Raw genomic sequence first — 18,443 nt, 5'->3', positions numbered from 1 at the left:
TCGAATTTTCGATTGATCCTCAGGGCGGCTTTCGTCCGGACAGGCGATGGCAGACATGGACAATACGCAGAGCCCGAATTCGACGTCTCCATCCTCTTCTGCAATTCCAAGCGTTCTTCATCATCCCGCCTATCTGCATCTCGCCGCCTCACGCGTCTTTACGGCGCTTGCCACTCAGGCGATGACGATCGCGATCGGCTGGATCATCTATGATCTCACCCAGAGCGCGTTTGCGCTCGGTTTCGTCGGCTTCTGCCAGTTCCTGCCGCGCTTCTTTCTGACACTCGTCGTTGGGCATGTGGCGGACCGTTTTGACCGGCGTATAATCGTCTTCATTTGCCAGGTCGTGCAGATGCTGGTGGCGGTCTGGCTTGCCTGGGCGCTGTGGGAAGGCTGGATCACCTCGACGATCGTCTTCATTGCCGTCACCGTGCTCGGTGCCGCGACCGCCTTCCAGCACCCGACCTCGACGGCGCTTCTGCCGAATGTCGTTCCGGCATCGATCCTGCAGCAGGCCGTTGCGACGGCCACCTCGCTACAGCAGGCAGCCTTCATCATCGGGCCTGCCGCGGGCGGCCTGCTTTATGGCGTCGATCCGACAGCCCCCTTCCTCATCTCCGCCATCCTGCTCGCGATTGCCTGCATCAACGTCGCCTGTATCCGGATTGAAAGACGGGTTGTGCCGCGCGAGCCGGTGACGCTGAATTCGGTCTTTGCCGGCATCACCTTCGTGCGTAGCCGGCCGATCATTTTGGGCGCCATCTCGCTCGACCTGTTTGCCGTGCTTCTCGGTGGCGCGACCGCGCTGATGCCGATGTTCGCCCGCGATATCCTGCATGCCGGCCCCTGGGGTCTCGGATTTTTGCGCGCGGCGCCGGCAATCGGGGCGCTGGTGATGGCGGTGCTGCTTGCCCGCCGGCCGCTGCGGAAAAATGTCGGCCGTCGCATGATGATAGCCTGCGCCGTGTTCGGCGTCGCGACGATCGCCTTTTCGCTTTCGACCAGCATCGTCTTTTCGGTGGCATGCCTTGCCGTGCTCGGTGCCGCCGATACGATCAGCGTGGTGGTGCGCAGCTCGCTCGTACAGCTGATGACGCCGGACGAGATGCGCGGCCGCGTCAGCGCCGTCAATTCGCTGTTCATCGGGACCTCAAACCAGCTGGGAGAGTTCGAATCCGGTCTTCTGGCCGGCTTTCTCGGACCCGTGCTGACGGGCGTGATCGGCGGCATCGGTACGCTCGTCGTCGTTGCTCTCTGGTTCCGCATCTTTCCCGAACTTGCCCGCGTCAAATCCCTGGAAGGCTAAGGCGCGGCCCAGGCCCGAACATCCTCCGACCTATGGGAGCAGATATGCCGCAGACGATGATCACGCTGAATACAAAAGGGCAGGGGCTCTACGAATTTACCGACGAGGTCGCGGCTTTCCTGCGCAGCAATCAGGCGGATGAAGGCCTGCTCACCGTTTTCGTGCGTCACACATCCTGTTCGCTAATCGTCCAGGAAAATGCCGATCCCGATGTTCGCCGGGATCTGAAAAGCTTTTTCGCGCGGCTGGTGCCGCCGACGGACGATCCTTCGATGCGCTGGGTCACGCATACGATGGAAGGGCCGGACGACATGCCGGCGCATATCAAGGCGGCGCTGACTGCTGTCTCGATCGGCATTCCGGTCAGGGAGGGCAGGCTGCTGCTCGGCACCTGGCAGGGGATCTATCTGTTCGAACACCGTGACCGGCCGCATCGGCGCGAGATCGTCCTGCACCTGTCGGCATGAACTGCGCGCGCGCCATCGTTTTCAGGAGACATTGATAGAATGACGGACACGAAATGGTCGGTCCTCTCTTCGGAGACGGTCGTCAAGGACAGATGGATCGACCTCAGGGCGGAAACCTGCGTGACCCCATCGGGCCAGGAAATAGCGCCCTATTACGTCTTGTCGTATCCGGACTGGGTCAATATCGTTGCGATTACCGCCGATGACGAGATCGTGCTCGTGCGGCAATACCGGCATGGTGCCGCCGATGTTTTTACGGAAATCCCTGGCGGCGCAGTGGATGCCGGTGATCCGGATCCCGTAGCGGCTGCGAAACGCGAGCTTCTGGAGGAGACTGGATAGGAGGCCGAAAGCTGGGAGCTGGTTTCAAGCCTTTATGCAAACCCCGCCTCGCATACCAACCGGCTGCATGTCTATCTGGCGCGGAACGCAATCCGCACCGCCGGGCAGATGCTGGAACATGGCGAAGAGGGGCTTTCCGTTTCGACCATGCCGATAGACACGCTGCTGAAAGAACTGCGCTCCGGCCTGATCGGGCAGGCGCTGCATGTCTCTTCCATCATGCTGGCGCTGCAGGCGGCTGGCCGGCTGGGCTGATAAGACGATATTGGCAGGCCTGTCTGGCTTTTCGTCTGTCTAGCCGCGGCAGGATCTCAAAAAAACTTCCGGCCCGAGGCAAGGCCAGGGCCGGAAGAATCTCAAAAGCTCAAGGCTTACTCGCCGAGCGAGAAGGTGACATTGACCGTTACCGTATAGGTATTTTCACCGGCTGCGACCGGAACGGGGGCGGGAGCCACGTCCTTGGCCATAGCCATGCGCATCATCGGCGCCTGCGGCATCGGGCGGGTCGATCCCTCGCTGATTTCCAGGATCTTTCCAAGCTTGACGCCGGCCGCTTCCGTCAGGGTCTTTGCCTTGTCGAGCGCTTCGGCGACGGCAGCCTTGCGGGCATCCCGGATTGCATCATCCGGCTTGTCATTGGTGAAGCTGATCTCGCCGCCGCTATTGACGCCAAGCTTGACCGACTGGTCGATCAGGCTGCCGAGTTTCGTCAGATCGCGGACCTTGACCGAAAGCGAATTGGTGACCTCGTAACCGACGATCTCCTGCGTCTCGATCGTGCCGTTCTTCGTCTCGCTGCGGCGATATTGCGGGTAGATCGAAAAATTGCTGGTCTGGATATCGCGCTCGGCAATGCCATCGGCTTTCAGCGCGGCCAGAACCTCGTTCATCGCAGCCGTATTGGCCGCAGTGGCAGCACCGGCGGTCTTCGCCTGGCGCACCACCGCCAGCGATACGATCGCCATGTCGGGCGCGACGGAGGCCTGACCTTCACCGGAAACGCTGAGCACCGGCTCGCGGCGGCGGACCTGCTCCTGGGCCTGCGCCGGGCCGAAGGCAAGGAGAAGCGGCAGGCAGGCAGCACCGATCGTCAGCAGGACAGGAGAGGTTTTGGAGCCAAGGCGCATGATGTTTCCTTTCAAGAGCGTCTTGTGGGGGCAGACCCGATGGCCTGCCGGAGGCGGTGTGACGGTATGGCCGGACGTTCTGGCGCGCTGACAAAGCTGCAACCATGACGACCGGTTTCACCGGACCTCGCCTACCTGCCGTGCGATTGTGAACCTATTGCGGCAATCCCTTGTGACGGAAAAGGATTTACGCTAGACGGGCATACCGGCCGGCGAACCATTGCGCCTGACCGCGTGCCTTACGGGGCAAGGGCCTGTAGCTCAATGGTTAGAGCCGGCGGCTCATAACCGCTTGGTTGGGGGTTCGAGTCCCTCCGGGCCCACCAAAATTCTTTTAAATCAAAGACTTATGGATTTTATTCGGCTTGGTTGCTCAACTAATGCAGCTGGATACTATTTTTGGAATTTCGCACCAGATTTCGAAACGTGTAGAAAATTCCAGGATTGGTCGAAAACGTTTTGGGCGCTTTTAAAGTGCAATTAGCGTGGTGGCGGGTGAACAGGGTGTCGTCTCTGCTTAAGCGACATGGTATTTCCTGAAATCATCCCCGTTTCGGGCAGCCACAAAACAGAACGAAAAATTGCCATATGATCACCTTTCTCGTCACCGTTGCCGTCATCGTCGTACTGTTCATCGTTGCGGTTGGGCTGGCGATACGGGCAAGATCGGCTGCCTATGGCAGTTTGACCAGAGAGCAGGTCAGAATTAGCCGACGTATGGAAAAGCGGGAGAAAAAACTCCGGCTGCGACAGAGGAAGCAACAGCGCATTCGGGCCAAGAAGCGCCTGATGCGAATGAAGATTGCGCGGCAGGCTCGAAAGGGCTGAGGACATATTGGCTGGTTTTCAGGCGCTCTTTGCTTGCACCCGCCGTCGTCTCAACTCCACCACCAGCGCGCCCGTCAGCGTCACAGCAATCAGGATCACCGCCAGCGCGTTGATCGTCGGCGTGATGCCGCTTCGTACCTTCGAGAACACATAGACCGTCAGCGTGTCATACGGCCCGCGCGTGAAGAGCGTGATGTTGAAATTCTCGATCGACTGGAAGAAGGCGATCACCGCACCGGCGCCGAGTGCCGGGTAGAGGTGGGGCAAGAGGATGCGGCGCAGGACCATGGAATGGCTGGCGCCGAGGTCCAGGGCTGCTTCCTCCAGCGAGCGGTCGAAGCTTTGCAGTCTTGCCAGAACCAGCAGCATGACGAAGGCGGCGATATAGGAGACCTGGCCTAAAACGGCGAGATGCAGGCCGAGCGGGACGGCGAGCTTGTTCCAGAAGAGAAGCGTCGAGATGCCGATGACCGCGCCGGGCGTGAGGATAGGGGCGACCATCAGGCCGTAGAGGATGGAGCGGGTTGCACCGCCGATACTGTTGATCAGGATGGCGGCGGCTGCGCCGATCGGGACCGACAGGAGGACGACGGCAAGCGCAACGAGGATGGTGTTCTTGAAAGAGTTGATCAGGCGCGCATCATTCCACAGTTCGACGAACCAGTTGAGCGTAAATCCGGCCCAGGGAAAGACCGAGGGGAACCGGCTGTCGTTGAAGGCGGCGCCGCCCATCACGATCAGCGGCAGCAGCAGATAGGCGAGGAAGATCACCAGGTAGAGGCGGAACAGGAAGTCGGATTTTTTGGTCGTCATCTGTCGTTCCTCCGGCTCACTTCGCGATGTCTGAAAGTTTGACGCGGAAGATGCGCATGACGAGCGTCACGAAGACGGTGCAGAGGATCAGCAGCAGGAAGGCGTAGGCCGCACCCGTGTTCCAGTCGAGCGATTCGAACATCCATTGCTGGATGATTTCCGTGAACCAGCGGGAATTGGTCGAGGCGAGCAGCGTCGGCACCAGGATGGAGCCGGCCGAAAGCATGAAGACCATGACCGAGCCGGAGGCGATGCCGGGCTTGGCATGCGGCAGGATCACGCGCCAGTGGATGCGCCACCAGGGCGCGCCGAGATCGTCAGCCGCCTCGATCTGCGCCGTGTCGAGCGACTGGATGGCGTTGTAGATCGGAAACAGCATGAACAGGACGTAGGTGTAGACAAGGCCGATGATGACGCTGCGAAAACCGGTCATCCAGCGGATCGGCTTGTCGATCACCTCGATATTGATGAGGAGGTAGTTGAGCGGTCCGCGCAGCGACAGGATGATGAACCAGGCGAAGGAGCGCATGATCTCGCTCACCCAGAGCGGCACGGTAAGAAGCAGAAAGATCGCCGGCAGGCTTTTGACCGAGACCTTTTTCGACAGGTAATAGGCGAGCGGATAGGCCAGCACGAAACAGATGACCGTGACGATCGACGAATAGAGAACCGTCGAGATGAAGACGGTGATATGGATCGGGCTGTTGAAAAAGGTCAGGTAGTTCTTCAGCGTGTAGACATCCTTCGGGCCACCCATGTCCTGCACCGGCAGGTAGGGGCGGAAGGAGTTTTCGAACAGGTAGAGGTTCGGGACGATGACCAGGATGACCAGCCAGAAGGCGACGGCAAGGCACATCAGAAGGGTGAGGGCGGTGCCGTAACGGTGGACGAGATCGTTCATGCGGCGGCAACCGGCTGGTTTTTTGCTTCATCGGCGAGGATGAAGGCCTTGTCGGCGTCGAAGCTTGCGAACAGTTTTGTGCCGCGGTCCGGAACCGAGGCTGTGCCGTCATTGCGGGTTTCCGAAACTACGGTGCGGCCGGTGGCGTCGATGGTCTGGATCGAGATGAAATTGCCCTCGAAGGCGATATCCGTCACTTCTACGGGGATTGTGTTGCCGTTGATCGCGGCGGCGTCGAGTTTCACATGTTCGGGGCGGACATAGAGCTTGGCGCCGTCGCCGATATCCGGTCCAAGCCTGCCCTTGAAGACGCCGCTTTCCGTCTGGAATTCGCCGCGGTCGCCGGAGCGGGAGGCGAGCGTGCCGGAGAAGATGTTGCTTTCGCCGACGAAGGCCGCGACGAAGCCGGTGGCCGGCTGGTTGTAGATCTCGCGGGGAGGGGCGACCTGCTGCAGCTTGCCGTGGGACATGACGGCGACGCGGTCGGACATGGCGAGCGCCTCGCCCTGGTCATGGGTGATGTAGATGAAGGTGACGTTGGTGCGCTTCTGGATGGCGCGCAGTTCGGCGCGCATGTGCTGGCGCAGTTTCAGGTCGAGCGCCGAGAGCGGCTCGTCGAGCAGCATGACGGAAGGTTCGACGGCAAGCGCGCGGGCGATCGCGACGCGCTGTTTCTGGCCGCCGGAAAGCTGGGCCACCGTCTTGTCGGCGGCATTGGGCAGGTCGACGAGGGCGAGCAGTTCCTCCGCGCGCTTTCGGCGGGTCTTCTTGTCGACGCCGCGGGCTTCAAGGCCGAAGGCAATGTTTTCCCAGATCGGCATCAGCGGGAAGAGGGCGAGGTTCTGGAAAATCAGGGCTGTCGGGCGCTGGTTCGGGCGTTGGTTGCGCATGTCCTTGCCGCCGATGCTGATCGTGCCTGCGGTTGGCGAGATGAAGCCGGAAACCATGCGCAGGATCGTTGTCTTGCCGCAGCCGGAGGGTCCAAGGAAGGAAAAGAATTCGCCGGCCTCGATCGACAGCGAGACATTGTCCACGGCGCGAAACGATCCGAAATCCGCGCATACATCCTGAAGTTCGACACTGGCACTCATTGCTCGCAGTCCATCCTCTGAAGCCATTGCCGCCAGATGCGCGGTCGGTGGCCTGTTCCGTCGGGCAGAAACCGGCCACTGAAGTGGCCGGTCATGGAGTCGGAGAGTTTGGGCCTCAGGCGGCCTTGTACTTGTCGGCATATTCGCCGCGTTTGGAGAGGAACCAAGCGGCCTGGCTCGGCCACCAGTACATTTTCGAAACGGCATCGCCCGGGAAGCTCGCCTTGTAGAAGGCGGAAACGGACGGATCCATCAGGTCGATGCCGCCCTTGCCGACCGGGTTGGCCGAAAATGCGGTCGCCCAGAGCGCCGAGCCGTCCGCCGTCGAGACCCATTTTGCAAATTCATGGGCCTGTTCGACGTTTTTCGCGCTCTTCAGGAGCACGAGGCCTTGATTCCAGGCAAACGCGCCTTCCTTCGGCGCGAGATAGGCGTAGCCATCCTTGGTGAGGTTAAAGCCGGTCGAATCCCAGCAGAGACCGACCACGGCGCCGTTGGTGCGGAAGGCGGCCTGGGCGTCATTTTCGCCGTTCCAGAACTGCACGACATTGCCCTTGGCCTTGATCGCTTCGGCCAGCGCGATGTCCCAGAGCTGGACCATGGTCGCTTCGTCCTTGTAGCTCTCGATCCAGGGTTTCGGCAGCTTGCCCTGCGCGTCAAGCCAGCGACCCATGGCGGCGAGTGCCGAGTGGCCGCGCACCGTTACCTGATTGGCCGGGTTGAACAGGTCGCCGAGGCTTGCCTTGCCATATTCGGTCGGGAAATCCTTCTTGTTGTAGACCAGCGCTTCCGTGCCCCAAACGGAAGGCAGGATCAGCGTCTTGCCTTCGATGGTCGAAAGCGTCGCGGCAGAGCCATCCGCGAGGCCGGGGGCGTAATTGTCCATACCGACCTTTTTCAGGTCCCAGCCCTGCAGCAGGCCGTTGGAGTTCCAGGCGGCAACGCGATCGAGCGTCGGCTCGACAACGTCGGACGCGCCGGTCGCAAGCGAGATCTTCGCCTGGGCGAACATCGTGTCCTGGTCCGGCTGTTCGGTGAAGTTGACCTTGATGCCGGTTGCCTTGGTAAAGGCCGGAAACACTTTTTCGGCCATGCCGGGATAACCGGCCCAGCCGGTGAAATTCACTTCGCCCGAAGACGCCAGCGCGCTCGAGGAAATGATGGCGGGAGAGGCAATGACACCAGCGCCAATAGCGGTGGTCTTCAGAATGCTGCGCCGAGAGATCGGCATGGTCAAAATGCGCATCGGTAAGCTCCCAGTTTTCTGTTGCGTTGGACTGTTCCCGCCGGTTTTCCGGTCTTGTTGGGTTTAAGATTGCAGTTTATGCGCCCTGCACTTTATTCGCTCTGCATTCGGCAAGCACGCAAAGCAGTTCGAACATGACGGTGATGCCGAGAAAGGCCGTCGTGCCGTTCATGTCAAAGGGCGGTGAAACTTCCACGAGGTCGGCGCCGACGATGTTCAGGCCGCGCAGCCCGCGGACCACTTCGAGCGCCTGAAAGCTGTTCGGGCCGCCGATTTCCGGCGTTCCGGTCCCCGGCGCAAAGGCGGGATCGATGAAGTCGATATCGTAGCTGACATAGGTTTCGTCGGAGCCTGCGATTTCGCGCGCCTCGGCCATGACATCGGCCACACCGCGGGCGTGAAACTCCTCGATCGGGATTACCCTTATGCCGACGGAATCGGCAAAGTCGCGGTCCTCGAAATCATAGGCGGGGCCCCGAATGCCGATCATGCAGACGCGCTTCGGATCGAGCAGGCCTTCCTCGATGGCGCGGCGGAAGGGCGTGCCATGGGTGTATTTGAAGCCGCCGAAATAGGAATGGAAGAGATCTGTATGGCTGTCGAAATGCACCATGCCGAGCGGCTTGTCCCTGGCCAGTGACCGCAGGATCGGCAGGGAGGAGAGATGGTCGCCACCAGCGGTGAGCGGCATGATGCCAGCCGCCTTCACGCGGTCGTAGAAGGCGGTGATGCGGGATAGCGAATCCTGCACGTCGGCCGGGTTGATGCCGACATCGCCGAGATCGGCGCAGCGCGCCAGGTCATAGGGTTTTACCTTGGTCGCGCCGTTCTGGAAGCGGACCATGGAGGAATAGTCGCGCAGCTGGCGGGGCGCGTGGCGGGGGCCCGGTCGGTTGGTGGTGCCGCCATCCCAGGGAACGCCGATCAGGCCGATCTCGACCTCGGCCAGGCGTGGATCGTCCAGCCCGATATGCGGCAGCCGCATGAATGTGGCAATGCCTGCAAAGCGCGGAAGATCGACGCCGGAAACCGGATGAAAATTGCCTGAACTCATAGATCCCCTTGGCGGCTTTGCCGCTGTTATTGGCCACAGGCTAGCACGATGATCGGGGCTGACAACGGGATATTTGGCGGGAGGGCGGCGTCTCCGGACACATTGCCAAAGGTTTTAGGCTTGCGTGAATGCAACCGCACAAATGCGCGCCATTCCGGCGTTCATAAATTTGGCGAGACGCCTGCGGATTGTTCAGGCCTGCCAGCCATATGCGCGGCGCTCGAAACCGGGTTTGTGAAATTTAGCCATTGAAAACAACGCGGTTTGCCAATTTTGATCATGCTGCTAGATGTGGCGAGCACCGAATATCTCTGGTTCCATGGTCAAAATATTCTGGATCTGTCATCGCTTTGCAGCCTGCGGCTAAGACCGTTCTATCAGCGACAGTGCCTTGGCTGGACAGGGTGCAGCGTGACAGGGGCGAGGCGGTGACGGGGGGATGTTTTTCTCGCGCCATCCGCCGCATGCAGACGGTTTACGTGATCGCCTTCGTCCGCATAGACTTTGCTGCAATGCGAAAGAAAAGGATCGATTCATGCCCCAGATAGCTCTCATCACCGGTGCCACGGCCGGGTTCGGCAAGGCCGCAGCGCAGCGTTTCGTCAAGGAGGGCTGGAATGTCGTGCTCACCGGCCGCCGCAAGGACAGGCTGGATGCACTGGTCACCGAACTGGGCGGGCCGAAGCGGGCGCATGCGCTCTGCTTCGACATTCGCGACGAAGCCGCAACCGAGGCGGCGCTTGCGGAACTGCCGGCCGAGTTCAGGGCGATCACCGCGCTCGTCAACAATGCCGGGCTGGCGCTCGGTACCGCGCCGGCGCAGGAAAGCGATCTCAATCAGTGGAAGACGATGATCGATACGAATGTCACCGGTCTGGTGACGATCACGCGGCTGCTGCTCGATACGCTGATTGCCGAGAAGGGGATCATCGTCAATCTCGCCTCCATCGCATCGAACTGGCCTTATCCGGGCGGCAATGTCTATGGCGCCACCAAGGCATTCGTCCGGCAGTTTTCGCTCGGCCTTCGCAGCGACCTTTCTGCCAAGGGCGTGCGTGTGACGTCCATCGAGCCCGGCATGGCGGAGAGCGAATTTACGCTCGTGCGCACCGGCGGCAATCAGGAAGCCTATGACAAGCTTTATGCCGGCGCCAACCCGCTGCAGCCGGAAGACATTGCCGAGACCATCTACTGGGTCGCGTCGCTGCCGAAGCATGTGAATATCAACAGCGTCGAGATCATGCCGGTCAGCCAGTCCTGGGCGCCGTTCCAGATTTTCAGGGGGTAGGGTGAGGGATCTTGGGGACGCCTCCTACCGAGTGTTTTGCCCCTCATCCGCCTGCCGGCCCCTTCTCTCCGTTCTGACGGGGAGAAGGGATATGCCGCAACCTATCCGTCCCTCTCAGACATAACATGAGCCACGTCCCCTCGCCCCGTTTACGGGGAGAGGGTTAGGGTGAGGGGCGCCAGCTACCGCAGTTTTATCCGAACACCTTGGTCAGCGCCTTGCCGATCGCCTCGGTTATCCCGTCGATATCCGTCTCCTTCGCAATTAGCGCCGGTGCGAGGCAGAGCGTGTTGTTCAGCCCCGGCAGCGACCGGTTGGTCGCGCCGATGATGACGCCCTGGGCGGCGCAATCGGCAACGACGGCCTGCACCAGTTTTTCGGCAACCGGCTCCTTGGTCTTGCGGTCGGCGACCAGTTCGGCGCCGCAGAACAGGCCGGCGCCGCGGACGTCACCGATCACGGCGTGGCGTTCCATCAGGGCCTCGAGATTGCCGACCAGCCTTTTGCCCATGGCAAGCGTGTTGTCGAGCAGGCCTTCATCCTCGATGATGCGCATGTTTTCGAGCGCTGCTGCCGGCCCCGCGACACAGCCGCCGAAGGTGGAGATATCGCGAAAATAGGACATCGGATCGTCGGCATCGTCCTTGAACATCTCGAAGACTTTTTCCGTCGTCACCGTGCATGAGATCGCCGCGTAACCGGAGGCGACGCCCTTGGCCATGGTGACGAAATCCGGCTCAATGCCGTAATTCTGGTAACCGAACCAGAGGCCCGTGCGGCCGACGCCGCAGACGACCTCGTCGATATGTAGGAGAATGTCGTATTTCCGGCAGATCTCCTGGACCTTTTCCCAATACCCCTTGGGCGGCACGATGACGCCGCCGCCGGCTGTCACCGGTTCGAGACATAAGAGACCGATCGTGTCAGGCCCTTCGCGCAGGATGACTTCCTCGATCGCTTCGGCGGCGCGTTCACCGTAATTGTCGATCTCGCCATACTGGCTGCGATATTCGAGGCAATGCGGAACTTCGACGAAGCCGGGCGGCATCGGGCCGTATTGTTCCCGCCGCTGCTGCTGGCCGGCGGCGGCGAGGGCTGCGATCGTCGTGCCGTGATAGTCGCGCTCGCGGTAGAGGATCTTGTATTTCTTGCCGCCGTGATGGCGATGCGCCATCTGGCGCACCATTTTAAAAACCTTCTCGTTCGCCTCCGAGCCGGAATTCGAATAATAGACGCGGCTCATGCCCGGCATTTTCGAGATCAGTTTTTGCGCGAATTTTGCGCCGGCGATCGAGCCCGCCGAATTGGCGAAATAGTTGAGCTGCACGAGTTGGTCGCGGACGGCATCGGCGATCGACGTACGGCCGAAGCCGACATTGACGGTCCACACACCGCCCGACAGCGCATCCAGATATTCCTTGCCCGTCGCATCCCAGACGCGCATGCCCTTGCCCTCGACGAAGATGCGCGGATCGACGGTCTCGAACGGCTTGTGCTGGGTCAGGTGATGCCAGACATTGGCACGATCCGCCTCGATGACGTCACGGATATCGTTGGGCTGCGCGGCGATGTTCACGGGGCGTCTCCCTGGCTGCGGAGGGTGGGTGATGCCGAAACGTAACATGGACAATTCGCATGGGACTTCGGTTTGCGCTTCTGGCTCCCTCGAAAGTCGCATCTGGTTCCCACCGGCCGAGCTTTAAGCGCGCGTGCCGTTTGTCCTGCAAAGGTCTTCGACGAGGGCGCCGAGCCTGATCAGACCCGCCTCGATACGGTTTGTGGCGATCGAGGCAAAACCGATGCGGAAAAAGTTCTGGCCCCGGTCGGTGCCGGAAAAGAAGATATTGCCCATCTCGATCAGCACGCCCTGTGCGCGGGCGCTCTCGACTAGGACGCGGCAATCGAGGTGCGCCGGTCCCTCGATCCAGAAACTGGTTGCGCCATCGTCACGCCGGAAGCGGCAGGAGGGCATGACCTCCGGCAGGATCTTTGCCATCAGCTGGGCGCGCTCGAGAATGGTGGTGCCGGCGCGGGCGAGATGCTGGCGATAGTGGCCGAGCGCGATGAAGGTGGCGAGCGAACGCTGGTTGTTGGTCGGCGGATGCCGCAGCATCAGGCGACGCAGAACGCGCAGTTCGTCGATCACCTGTTTTGGCGCGACCACATAGCCGATGCGCAGCCCGGGGGCCAGAACCTTGGAAAAGCTGCCGACATAGATGACCCGGTCTTCGCGATCGAGGCTTTTCAGGGACGGAATGGTGCTGTCGTTTTCGATCGAAAGGTCGGCATCGTAATCATCCTCGACGATAAGAACGTCCTGGCACGTGGCGGCATCGAGCAGCGACTGGCGCCGGGATTGCGGCATGACAAGGGTCGTGGGGCATTGGTGGCCGGGTGTGACGAAAACCGTCTTGCATCCGGCGAAGCTCGCATCGGGAATGACGCCATGGTGGTCGCTGGCGAGATAGACCGGCCGGTCGGTGGCAAGCTTCAGCATGTTGCGCAGGTCGGGATAACCGGGATCCTCCATGCCGGCTGCCGTATCGCGGCTAACCAGAAGCTGAACGAGCATGGACAGCGCCTGCTGCGAGCCGACCGTCACCATGACCTCGCCCGGATGCGCAAAGATGCCCCGGCGCGGCAGGACCTGGATCCTGAGCTGTTCGATCAGGTCCGGATCATCGTCATCGATCATGTCGGCGGCCCAGACCTGAATTTCCTGGACGCTGGACGTGGCGCGCACCGCCTCGCGCCAGTTGTTGGTCGGGAACAGGCCGGGATCGTATTGGCCCGAGAGAAAAGGGTAGGGGTAGCTGCGCCAGTCCTTCGGTTTGACGATCTGAGACAACCGGGATGGTTCGATCGCAAATCGCGACGACCAATCGGCGGGCGGCCTGGCTGTCTTCTCGACCGTGGCGGGCTTTATCGCGGCAGCGACATAGATTCCGCTTCTGTTGCGCGAGGCAAGCAGGCCTTCGTCGATCAGTTGCTGGTAGACGGCAGTCACGGTGTTGCGGCCGATGCCGAGATAAAGCGCCAGGTCCCGCGTTGACGGCAGGCGCGCATCCGCCAACAATACGCCGGTTTCAACGGCCTCGACGATCATGCGCCGCACCTGGATATTCAGCGCCTGCCCGTCACGATCGAGATCGCGAAAGACGCGGCGCCAGGCAGGTTCGGCCTGAAAGGGAAGGTTTCGCTGGGAGATCGTCATGGTCTTTTCGAAGCAAGAACCGGGCCATGCGGGTAAAGTTTACCGAATACACCTGAAAGTCCATGGGCCTTGTCTGCGGCTGGTAACAGCAGTTGATGCGCATCTCTTCATTTGTCCGCTACTTCGGCAACCTTCGCTTGACATTGCCGAGCCCAAAACCTTACTCGTGCGGCCGGCAGATATGCGCCCAGATCCAAACCATTGGCGGACCATAGCGAATCCCATGAAGAACAATTCCCTGGCTAATTTCTCGCGTCAGAACGGTTATGTGCCGCTGGCATGGGCAGGTTCCACGACCACCATGGATTACCTGAATATCGGTGATGCGCTGAGCCCGGTCATGGTGGCGCTGATGTCCGGTTTGGACGTGCGGCGCGTGCCGACCAAGTCGCAGTCGCTGCGCATGGGCTGCGTCGGTACGGTTGGTCACGGCTTTTCCGGCGGTGAGGTGCATTTCTGGGGCACTGGTTCTTCGCCCTGGTCCAATCCGTCTGCGGCAGCGGAGGAGCGCAAGCCCTTCGTCATCGAGCCGGACTGGAATTTCATCGTGCATGCGACGCGCGGTCCGGTTTCCGAAAAACTTCTGACAGGCAAGGCCGAGGGCACCGTTGGTATTTACGGCGACCCAGTCTGGCTGCTGCCGCGCTTCTATGCGCCGAAGATCGAGAAGAAGTGGAAGCTCGGCGTGATCGTGCATCTGTCCGAACTGTCGGACCGCGCGACGGAAGCGCATGTGCGCGAAGAGCTCGTTCGGTATCACATTCCCGATGAGCTGAAGGACGATATCCATATCATCAACACGGTGAGCGATATCCGCGTCGGCGCGATCGGCGAGAATATCGACGAGATGCTGGCCTGCGAACGGCTGGTTTCCACCAGCTTGCATGGCATGGTGTTTGCGGAAAGCTATGGCATTCCGTGCCTGCATTTCGGCCACCCGGTTCAGAACAACGGATTGCAGGACCGCTCGCTCGCAGATGGTTCGCCGATCGATCTGCGCGTCATCGATCTTTATCGTGGCCTCGGCATGTCGAGCCTGCCGATCTACGGCCAGTCGGCCACCGAAAAGACCGACTGGCACGCCTTGATGGCGGCAGTGGATGCGGCCTGGAAGCCGAAGACGATCGACGAGCAGGCGCTGATCGATGCCTTCCCGGTCGATTACAATCCGATCTCGGCGAGGCCAGGCGAGACGATCTGGGAACATCCGGTTCTGACCGGCCTGATCCTGCAGCACGACGTTGCCGAGCTGAGACGGTCCGACAAGAAGAAATAAGCGGCTCGGGCGCTGTCGCCCGGGATCTTTTCAGACGAAGCCCCAGAGAAGCCTTTGCCGAGCGGAGAGTGAAATTGCGTCTCGCCAGCCTTGCCATGTATGTCGCGCCGAAACCCGTGGAAGAGGCGACCGACGCGTTCTGGGCCTTCATTCGCGATTATCTTCGTCAGGCAGGGCTTGCCGACGTTCCTGACATGATCGACCGGAGCGTTGCTTATGACCATGCCTGGGCAAGGCCCGATCTTCTCCTGTCGCAGATCTGCGGCCATCCTTATGCTGCCACCTTCCGCGATCGGGTTCGGCTGATCGCGACACCCTGTTATTCCTATCGCGGATGCGACGGGCCGAATACGCGCAGTTTGATCATCATGCGCAAGGATGCGGGTTATACCTCGTTGGCCGACCTTCGCGGCCGCGTCGCTGCGGTGAACAGTTTTGAGAGCAATTCCGGGACGAACGTGTTTCGTGCCGCAATCGCGCCCTTTGCGAACGGCCAGAAATTCTTCGATCGCGTGTTCGAGGCCGGCGCGCATGTGGCAAGCATTGCCGCGGTTTCCGAGGGCAGGGCGGATTGCGCGGCAATCGACTGCGTCACCTTCGGCCATCTCAATCGCTTTGCGCCGCAGCTTCTGGACAGGGTAACGGTTCTGGATGAAACTCCTTCCGGGCCGGGGCTTGCGATGATCACGGCCATCTCGACCAGCGACGATGACGTTGCCGTGTTGCGTGCCGCGCTGTTTGCGGCACTGTCCGAACCGGCGCTTGCCGACGTTCGTGATACGCTGGCGCTTGTCGGTTTCGAAGTGTTGTCAGATGCCGATTACGAGGCGCTGCTCGATCTGGAAAGACAGGCGGCGGCGCTGGGTTATCCCGAGCTGGCCTGACGTCGGCTGGCGGTCGATACCAAAAATCTGCCTATTCTTTTTGCGCCATTTCAAGCCGCCTTCCAAAGCGGCGGATGTCGCTTGCATATCCCATAATGTCTCATATTGTTGCTCCACCGCCTGTTCTCAAGCTCCCGGTTTTCGGGGCCGGAATGGCGGGCAAGCCGGCGTCAGATCGGCAGCTGCGATGATATTGCAGAACCCCAGAGGAGAATTGGGATCATGAATTTCAAAGTTTTTGCCTTGTCCGCTTCGGTCGCGCTTGCCGCCGTCGCCTCGCCGGCGCTTGCCAAGGACTGGAAGAGCGCCACGATCACGCTCGAAGGCGCCTATGCGCCGTGGAACATGACGAATGCCGATGGTTCACTCGGCGGTTTCGAACCGGAGCTTGCAAAAATCCTGTGCGAGCGCGCCAAGATCGAATGCAAGCTCGTCGCCTCCGACTGGGACGGCATGATCCCGGCGCTGAATGCCGGCAAGTTCGACGTCATCATGGATGCGCTGTCGATCACCGACGAACGCAAGCAGGTCATCGATTTCACCGTTCCTTATGCCGCAACGCCGGCCGCATTCGCGACCGCCAAGGACAGCCCGCTGGCAAAAGCTGCCGGCACCGGCGCGACGATCACCATGACCGCTGGACAGACCGGCGTGAAGGAGATCGAGGCGCTTAAGGCCGCTTTCAAGGGGAAGACGATCGGCATCCAGGCGGCCACCGTCTATGCCAAGTTCGTTTATGACAATTTTGGCAGCGTCGCGGAAATCCGCGAATACAAGACCGGCGCCGACCGCGATCTCGACCTGCAGAACGGCCGTATCGACCTCGGCTTCGACGATGCCGTCTACTTCAACAACGCCTTCGAATCGGCTGGCGGCGCGCTTGCCTTTACAGGCCCGGAAATCGCCGGTTCGATCTGGGGCGAGGGCGAAGGTCTAGGCATCCGCAAGGCCGATACGGATCTGCGCGACAAGTTTAGCGCGGCGATCAAGTCGGCGCTGGCCGACGGAACCGTAAAAACCCTGTCGATGAAGTGGTTCAAGGTCGACGTCAGCCCGCAATGAGCGGCTGTCTTTCGATGAGGCTCGGAGCCCGGTTTGTGCCTTTCAGGCGCAGGCCGGTCTCCGGTGTTGTTGAAGCCGCAGTGTCGGAGACGTTTGAATGACAGGCTTGCAATTGCTCGGCTTCGGGCAGAACGGCTGGGGCGCCTGGCTGCTTGTCGCTGCCCTGATGACGCTTGCTGTGACGGCGACGGCGCTCGCCATCGGTGCCGTCTTAGGTGCGCTGGTCGCATCGGCCCGTCTTTCGGGCAGCCGGACCTTAAGTTTTTTCGGACATGTCTACACGACGATATTTCGCGGCGTGCCGGAACTGCTGATCATCTATCTGATCTATTTCGGCGGTGCTTCCGGCTTGACGGCGATTGCCCAGTCCATGGGATATGACGGGTTTTTCGGCATGCCGTCCTTCGTTGCCGGTTCGCTCGCCGTCGGCATCATTTCCGGCGCCTATCAGGCGGAAGTGTTTCGCGGCGCCTATCAGGCGATCCCGAAGGGCGAACTGGAAGCTGCTGCAGCGATCGGCATGAGCCGGGCCTTGCGGTTCCGCCGCATCATCATTCCGCAGGTCCTGCGGCTGGCGATCCCTGGTCTCGGCAATGTCTGGCAGCTCAGCCTGAAGGATTCGGCGCTCGTCTCTGTGACCGGCCTCGTTGAACTGATGCGCGCGAGCCAGGTGGCTGCCGGCTCCACCCGCCAGTATTTCATGTTCTACATTGTCGGCGGAGCGCTTTATCTCGTGCTGACCAGCCTGTCGGACCGCGTCTTCAACGGCGCCGAGCGGAAGGCGAACCGTAGCATGCCGTCGGCTGCGATCGGAAAGGTGTGATATCTATGGATTTCGCCTTTCTCTCCTCGACAATGGTGACGCTGATCAAGGCGGTGCCGACCTCGCTGATGCTGTTTTCCCTGTCGATCTTTTTCGGCGGGCTTCTGGCGCTCGTCATCGTCGCCATGCGCGTGAGCGGCAATCCGTTTCTCGCCGGTTTCGCCAAGGGGTATATCTTTGTCTTCCGCGGATCGCCGCTGCTGATCCAGATGTTTTTGATCTTCTACGGGCTCGGCCAGTTCGGCGTTATCCGCTATTCCTTCCTCTGGCCGTTTCTGCGCGAACCTGTGGTCTGCGCCGTTCTCTCGCTGGCGCTCTGCACGGCCGGTTATACGGCGGAAATCTTTCGTGGCGGCATTCGTGCCGTCTCGCCGAAGGAGATCGAGGCGGCGCGGTCTGTGGGCATGTCGGGCTTTCTTCTGGTGCGCCGTATCATTGCGCCGATCGCCTTCCGCCATGCCCTGCCGGCCTATTCGACTGAAATCGTGCTGATGATGAAATCGACCGCTCTCGCCAGCCTCGTCACCGTCTGGGAAGTGACCGGCGTTGCACAGCGGCTGATCTCGCAGACCTACCGGACGATGGAAGTGTTTCTCTGCGCAGCGCTCATCTATCTCGTCCTCAACTTCGTCATTCTGCAGGCGTTGAACCTGCTCGAATATTCTCTCTCCCGCCATCGCGGTGCCATCCCGCCGGCCTTGAAAGCCTGACCGGAGATTTT

The 18,443-nt window shown here is 60.8% G+C and carries 19 protein-coding genes and 1 tRNA gene; 12 read left to right on the top strand and 8 right to left on the bottom strand.

From position 1 onward, the window contains the following. Positions 1 to 55: 55 nt before the first annotated feature. The 4 genes from FHW37_RS12590 to FHW37_RS34070 all read left to right on the top strand — a co-directional run bounded on the left by FHW37_RS12590 (position 56) and on the right by FHW37_RS34070 (position 2,370). Complete coding sequence (locus FHW37_RS12590) at positions 56 to 1,306, top strand: MFS transporter (RefSeq protein ID WP_186458271.1); 1,251 nt, start codon at positions 56 to 58, stop codon at positions 1,304 to 1,306. A 44-nt stretch (positions 1,307 to 1,350) separates the two neighbouring features. Beyond that, positions 1,351 to 1,773, top strand: a complete 423-nt coding sequence (locus tag FHW37_RS12585) for a secondary thiamine-phosphate synthase enzyme YjbQ (protein WP_145636779.1) — start codon at positions 1,351 to 1,353, stop codon at positions 1,771 to 1,773. A gap of 39 nt (positions 1,774 to 1,812) precedes the next feature. Next, positions 1,813 to 2,115 (top strand): NUDIX hydrolase, encoded by a 303-nt coding sequence (locus FHW37_RS34075; protein WP_246690754.1) that lies wholly within the window; start codon positions 1,813 to 1,815, stop codon positions 2,113 to 2,115. A 108-nt stretch (positions 2,116 to 2,223) separates the two neighbouring features. Then, positions 2,224 to 2,370, top strand: a complete 147-nt coding sequence (locus tag FHW37_RS34070; RefSeq protein WP_246690753.1) for a hypothetical protein — start codon at positions 2,224 to 2,226, stop codon at positions 2,368 to 2,370. A 116-nt stretch (positions 2,371 to 2,486) separates the two neighbouring features. On the opposite strand, the gene FHW37_RS12575 is transcribed toward FHW37_RS34070, so the two are convergent. Beyond that, positions 2,487 to 3,242, bottom strand: coding sequence for an SIMPL domain-containing protein (locus tag FHW37_RS12575; protein WP_145636776.1), 756 nt, complete (start codon positions 3,240 to 3,242; stop codon positions 2,487 to 2,489). 250 nt (positions 3,243 to 3,492) lie between these two features. On the opposite strand from FHW37_RS12575, the gene FHW37_RS12570 reads away from it, so the two are divergent. After that, positions 3,493 to 3,568 (top strand) — tRNA-Ile (locus tag FHW37_RS12570). 262 nt (positions 3,569 to 3,830) lie between these two features. Beyond that, entirely contained in the window at positions 3,831 to 4,070 is a 240-nt protein-coding gene (locus FHW37_RS12565) for a hypothetical protein (RefSeq protein WP_145636772.1), read from the top strand. 18 nt (positions 4,071 to 4,088) lie between these two features. Here FHW37_RS12565 and FHW37_RS12560 read toward each other — a convergent pair whose 3' ends face one another. From FHW37_RS12560 to FHW37_RS12540, 5 genes are all read right to left on the bottom strand, one after another. After that, positions 4,089 to 4,883, bottom strand: coding sequence for an ABC transporter permease (locus FHW37_RS12560; protein WP_145636768.1), 795 nt, complete (start codon positions 4,881 to 4,883; stop codon positions 4,089 to 4,091). Between the two features lie 16 nt (positions 4,884 to 4,899). Continuing rightward, positions 4,900 to 5,784, bottom strand: coding sequence for an ABC transporter permease (locus FHW37_RS12555; protein WP_145636765.1), 885 nt, complete (start codon positions 5,782 to 5,784; stop codon positions 4,900 to 4,902). Next, positions 5,781 to 6,875 carry an ABC transporter ATP-binding protein gene (locus tag FHW37_RS12550; protein WP_145636762.1) on the bottom strand — a complete coding sequence of 365 codons (1,095 nt, stop codon included), beginning with the start codon at positions 6,873 to 6,875 and terminating at the stop codon, positions 5,781 to 5,783. The genes FHW37_RS12555 and FHW37_RS12550 overlap by 4 nt, the downstream gene beginning before the upstream one ends. 115 nt (positions 6,876 to 6,990) lie before the next feature. Next, complete coding sequence (locus tag FHW37_RS12545) at positions 6,991 to 8,121, bottom strand: extracellular solute-binding protein (protein ID WP_145636759.1); 1,131 nt, start codon at positions 8,119 to 8,121, stop codon at positions 6,991 to 6,993. Between the two features lie 76 nt (positions 8,122 to 8,197). Continuing rightward, the gene (locus tag FHW37_RS12540) at positions 8,198 to 9,175 is read right to left on the bottom strand and encodes an agmatinase (protein WP_145636756.1); all 978 of its coding nucleotides are present in this window, start codon (positions 9,173 to 9,175) and stop codon (positions 8,198 to 8,200) included. 535 nt (positions 9,176 to 9,710) lie between these two features. Between FHW37_RS12540 and FHW37_RS12535 the strand changes: the two genes are divergently transcribed. After that, complete coding sequence (locus FHW37_RS12535; RefSeq protein WP_145636753.1) at positions 9,711 to 10,463, top strand: SDR family NAD(P)-dependent oxidoreductase; 753 nt, start codon at positions 9,711 to 9,713, stop codon at positions 10,461 to 10,463. Between the two features lie 193 nt (positions 10,464 to 10,656). On the opposite strand, the gene FHW37_RS12530 is transcribed toward FHW37_RS12535, so the two are convergent. Both FHW37_RS12530 and FHW37_RS12525 read right to left on the bottom strand, forming a co-directional pair. Further along, positions 10,657 to 12,039: an aspartate aminotransferase family protein gene (locus FHW37_RS12530; RefSeq protein ID WP_145636751.1), complete on the bottom strand. Its 1,383-nt coding sequence runs from the start codon at positions 12,037 to 12,039 to the stop codon at positions 10,657 to 10,659. Positions 12,040 to 12,162: 123 nt separating this feature from the next. Then, entirely contained in the window at positions 12,163 to 13,677 is a 1,515-nt protein-coding gene (locus FHW37_RS12525; RefSeq protein ID WP_145636748.1) for a PLP-dependent aminotransferase family protein, read from the bottom strand. Between the two features lie 223 nt (positions 13,678 to 13,900). Between FHW37_RS12525 and FHW37_RS12520 the strand changes: the two genes are divergently transcribed. From FHW37_RS12520 to FHW37_RS12500, 5 genes are all read left to right on the top strand, one after another. Beyond that, a complete protein-coding gene (locus FHW37_RS12520; protein WP_246690752.1) occupies positions 13,901 to 14,953 on the top strand; it encodes a polysaccharide pyruvyl transferase family protein in 1,053 nt (350 codons plus the stop codon). A gap of 68 nt (positions 14,954 to 15,021) precedes the next feature. After that, positions 15,022 to 15,837, top strand: coding sequence for a phosphate/phosphite/phosphonate ABC transporter substrate-binding protein (locus tag FHW37_RS12515; protein ID WP_348642840.1), 816 nt, complete (start codon positions 15,022 to 15,024; stop codon positions 15,835 to 15,837). Positions 15,838 to 16,059: 222 nt separating this feature from the next. Continuing rightward, entirely contained in the window at positions 16,060 to 16,899 is an 840-nt protein-coding gene (locus tag FHW37_RS12510) for a transporter substrate-binding domain-containing protein (RefSeq protein ID WP_145636742.1), read from the top strand. A gap of 97 nt (positions 16,900 to 16,996) precedes the next feature. Beyond that, on the top strand, positions 16,997 to 17,722 hold the full coding sequence (locus FHW37_RS12505; RefSeq protein ID WP_145636739.1) for an ABC transporter permease: 726 nt from the start codon (positions 16,997 to 16,999) through the stop codon (positions 17,720 to 17,722). Between the two features lie 5 nt (positions 17,723 to 17,727). Further along, entirely contained in the window at positions 17,728 to 18,432 is a 705-nt protein-coding gene (locus tag FHW37_RS12500) for an ABC transporter permease (protein WP_145636737.1), read from the top strand. Positions 18,433 to 18,443 lie beyond the last annotated feature (11 nt).

Origin of the sequence: Neorhizobium alkalisoli, assembly GCF_007829835.1 — a bacterium.
Classification (GTDB): Bacteria; Pseudomonadota; Alphaproteobacteria; order Rhizobiales; family Rhizobiaceae; genus Neorhizobium.
This window is presented reverse-complemented; position numbering and strand designations above follow the sequence as displayed.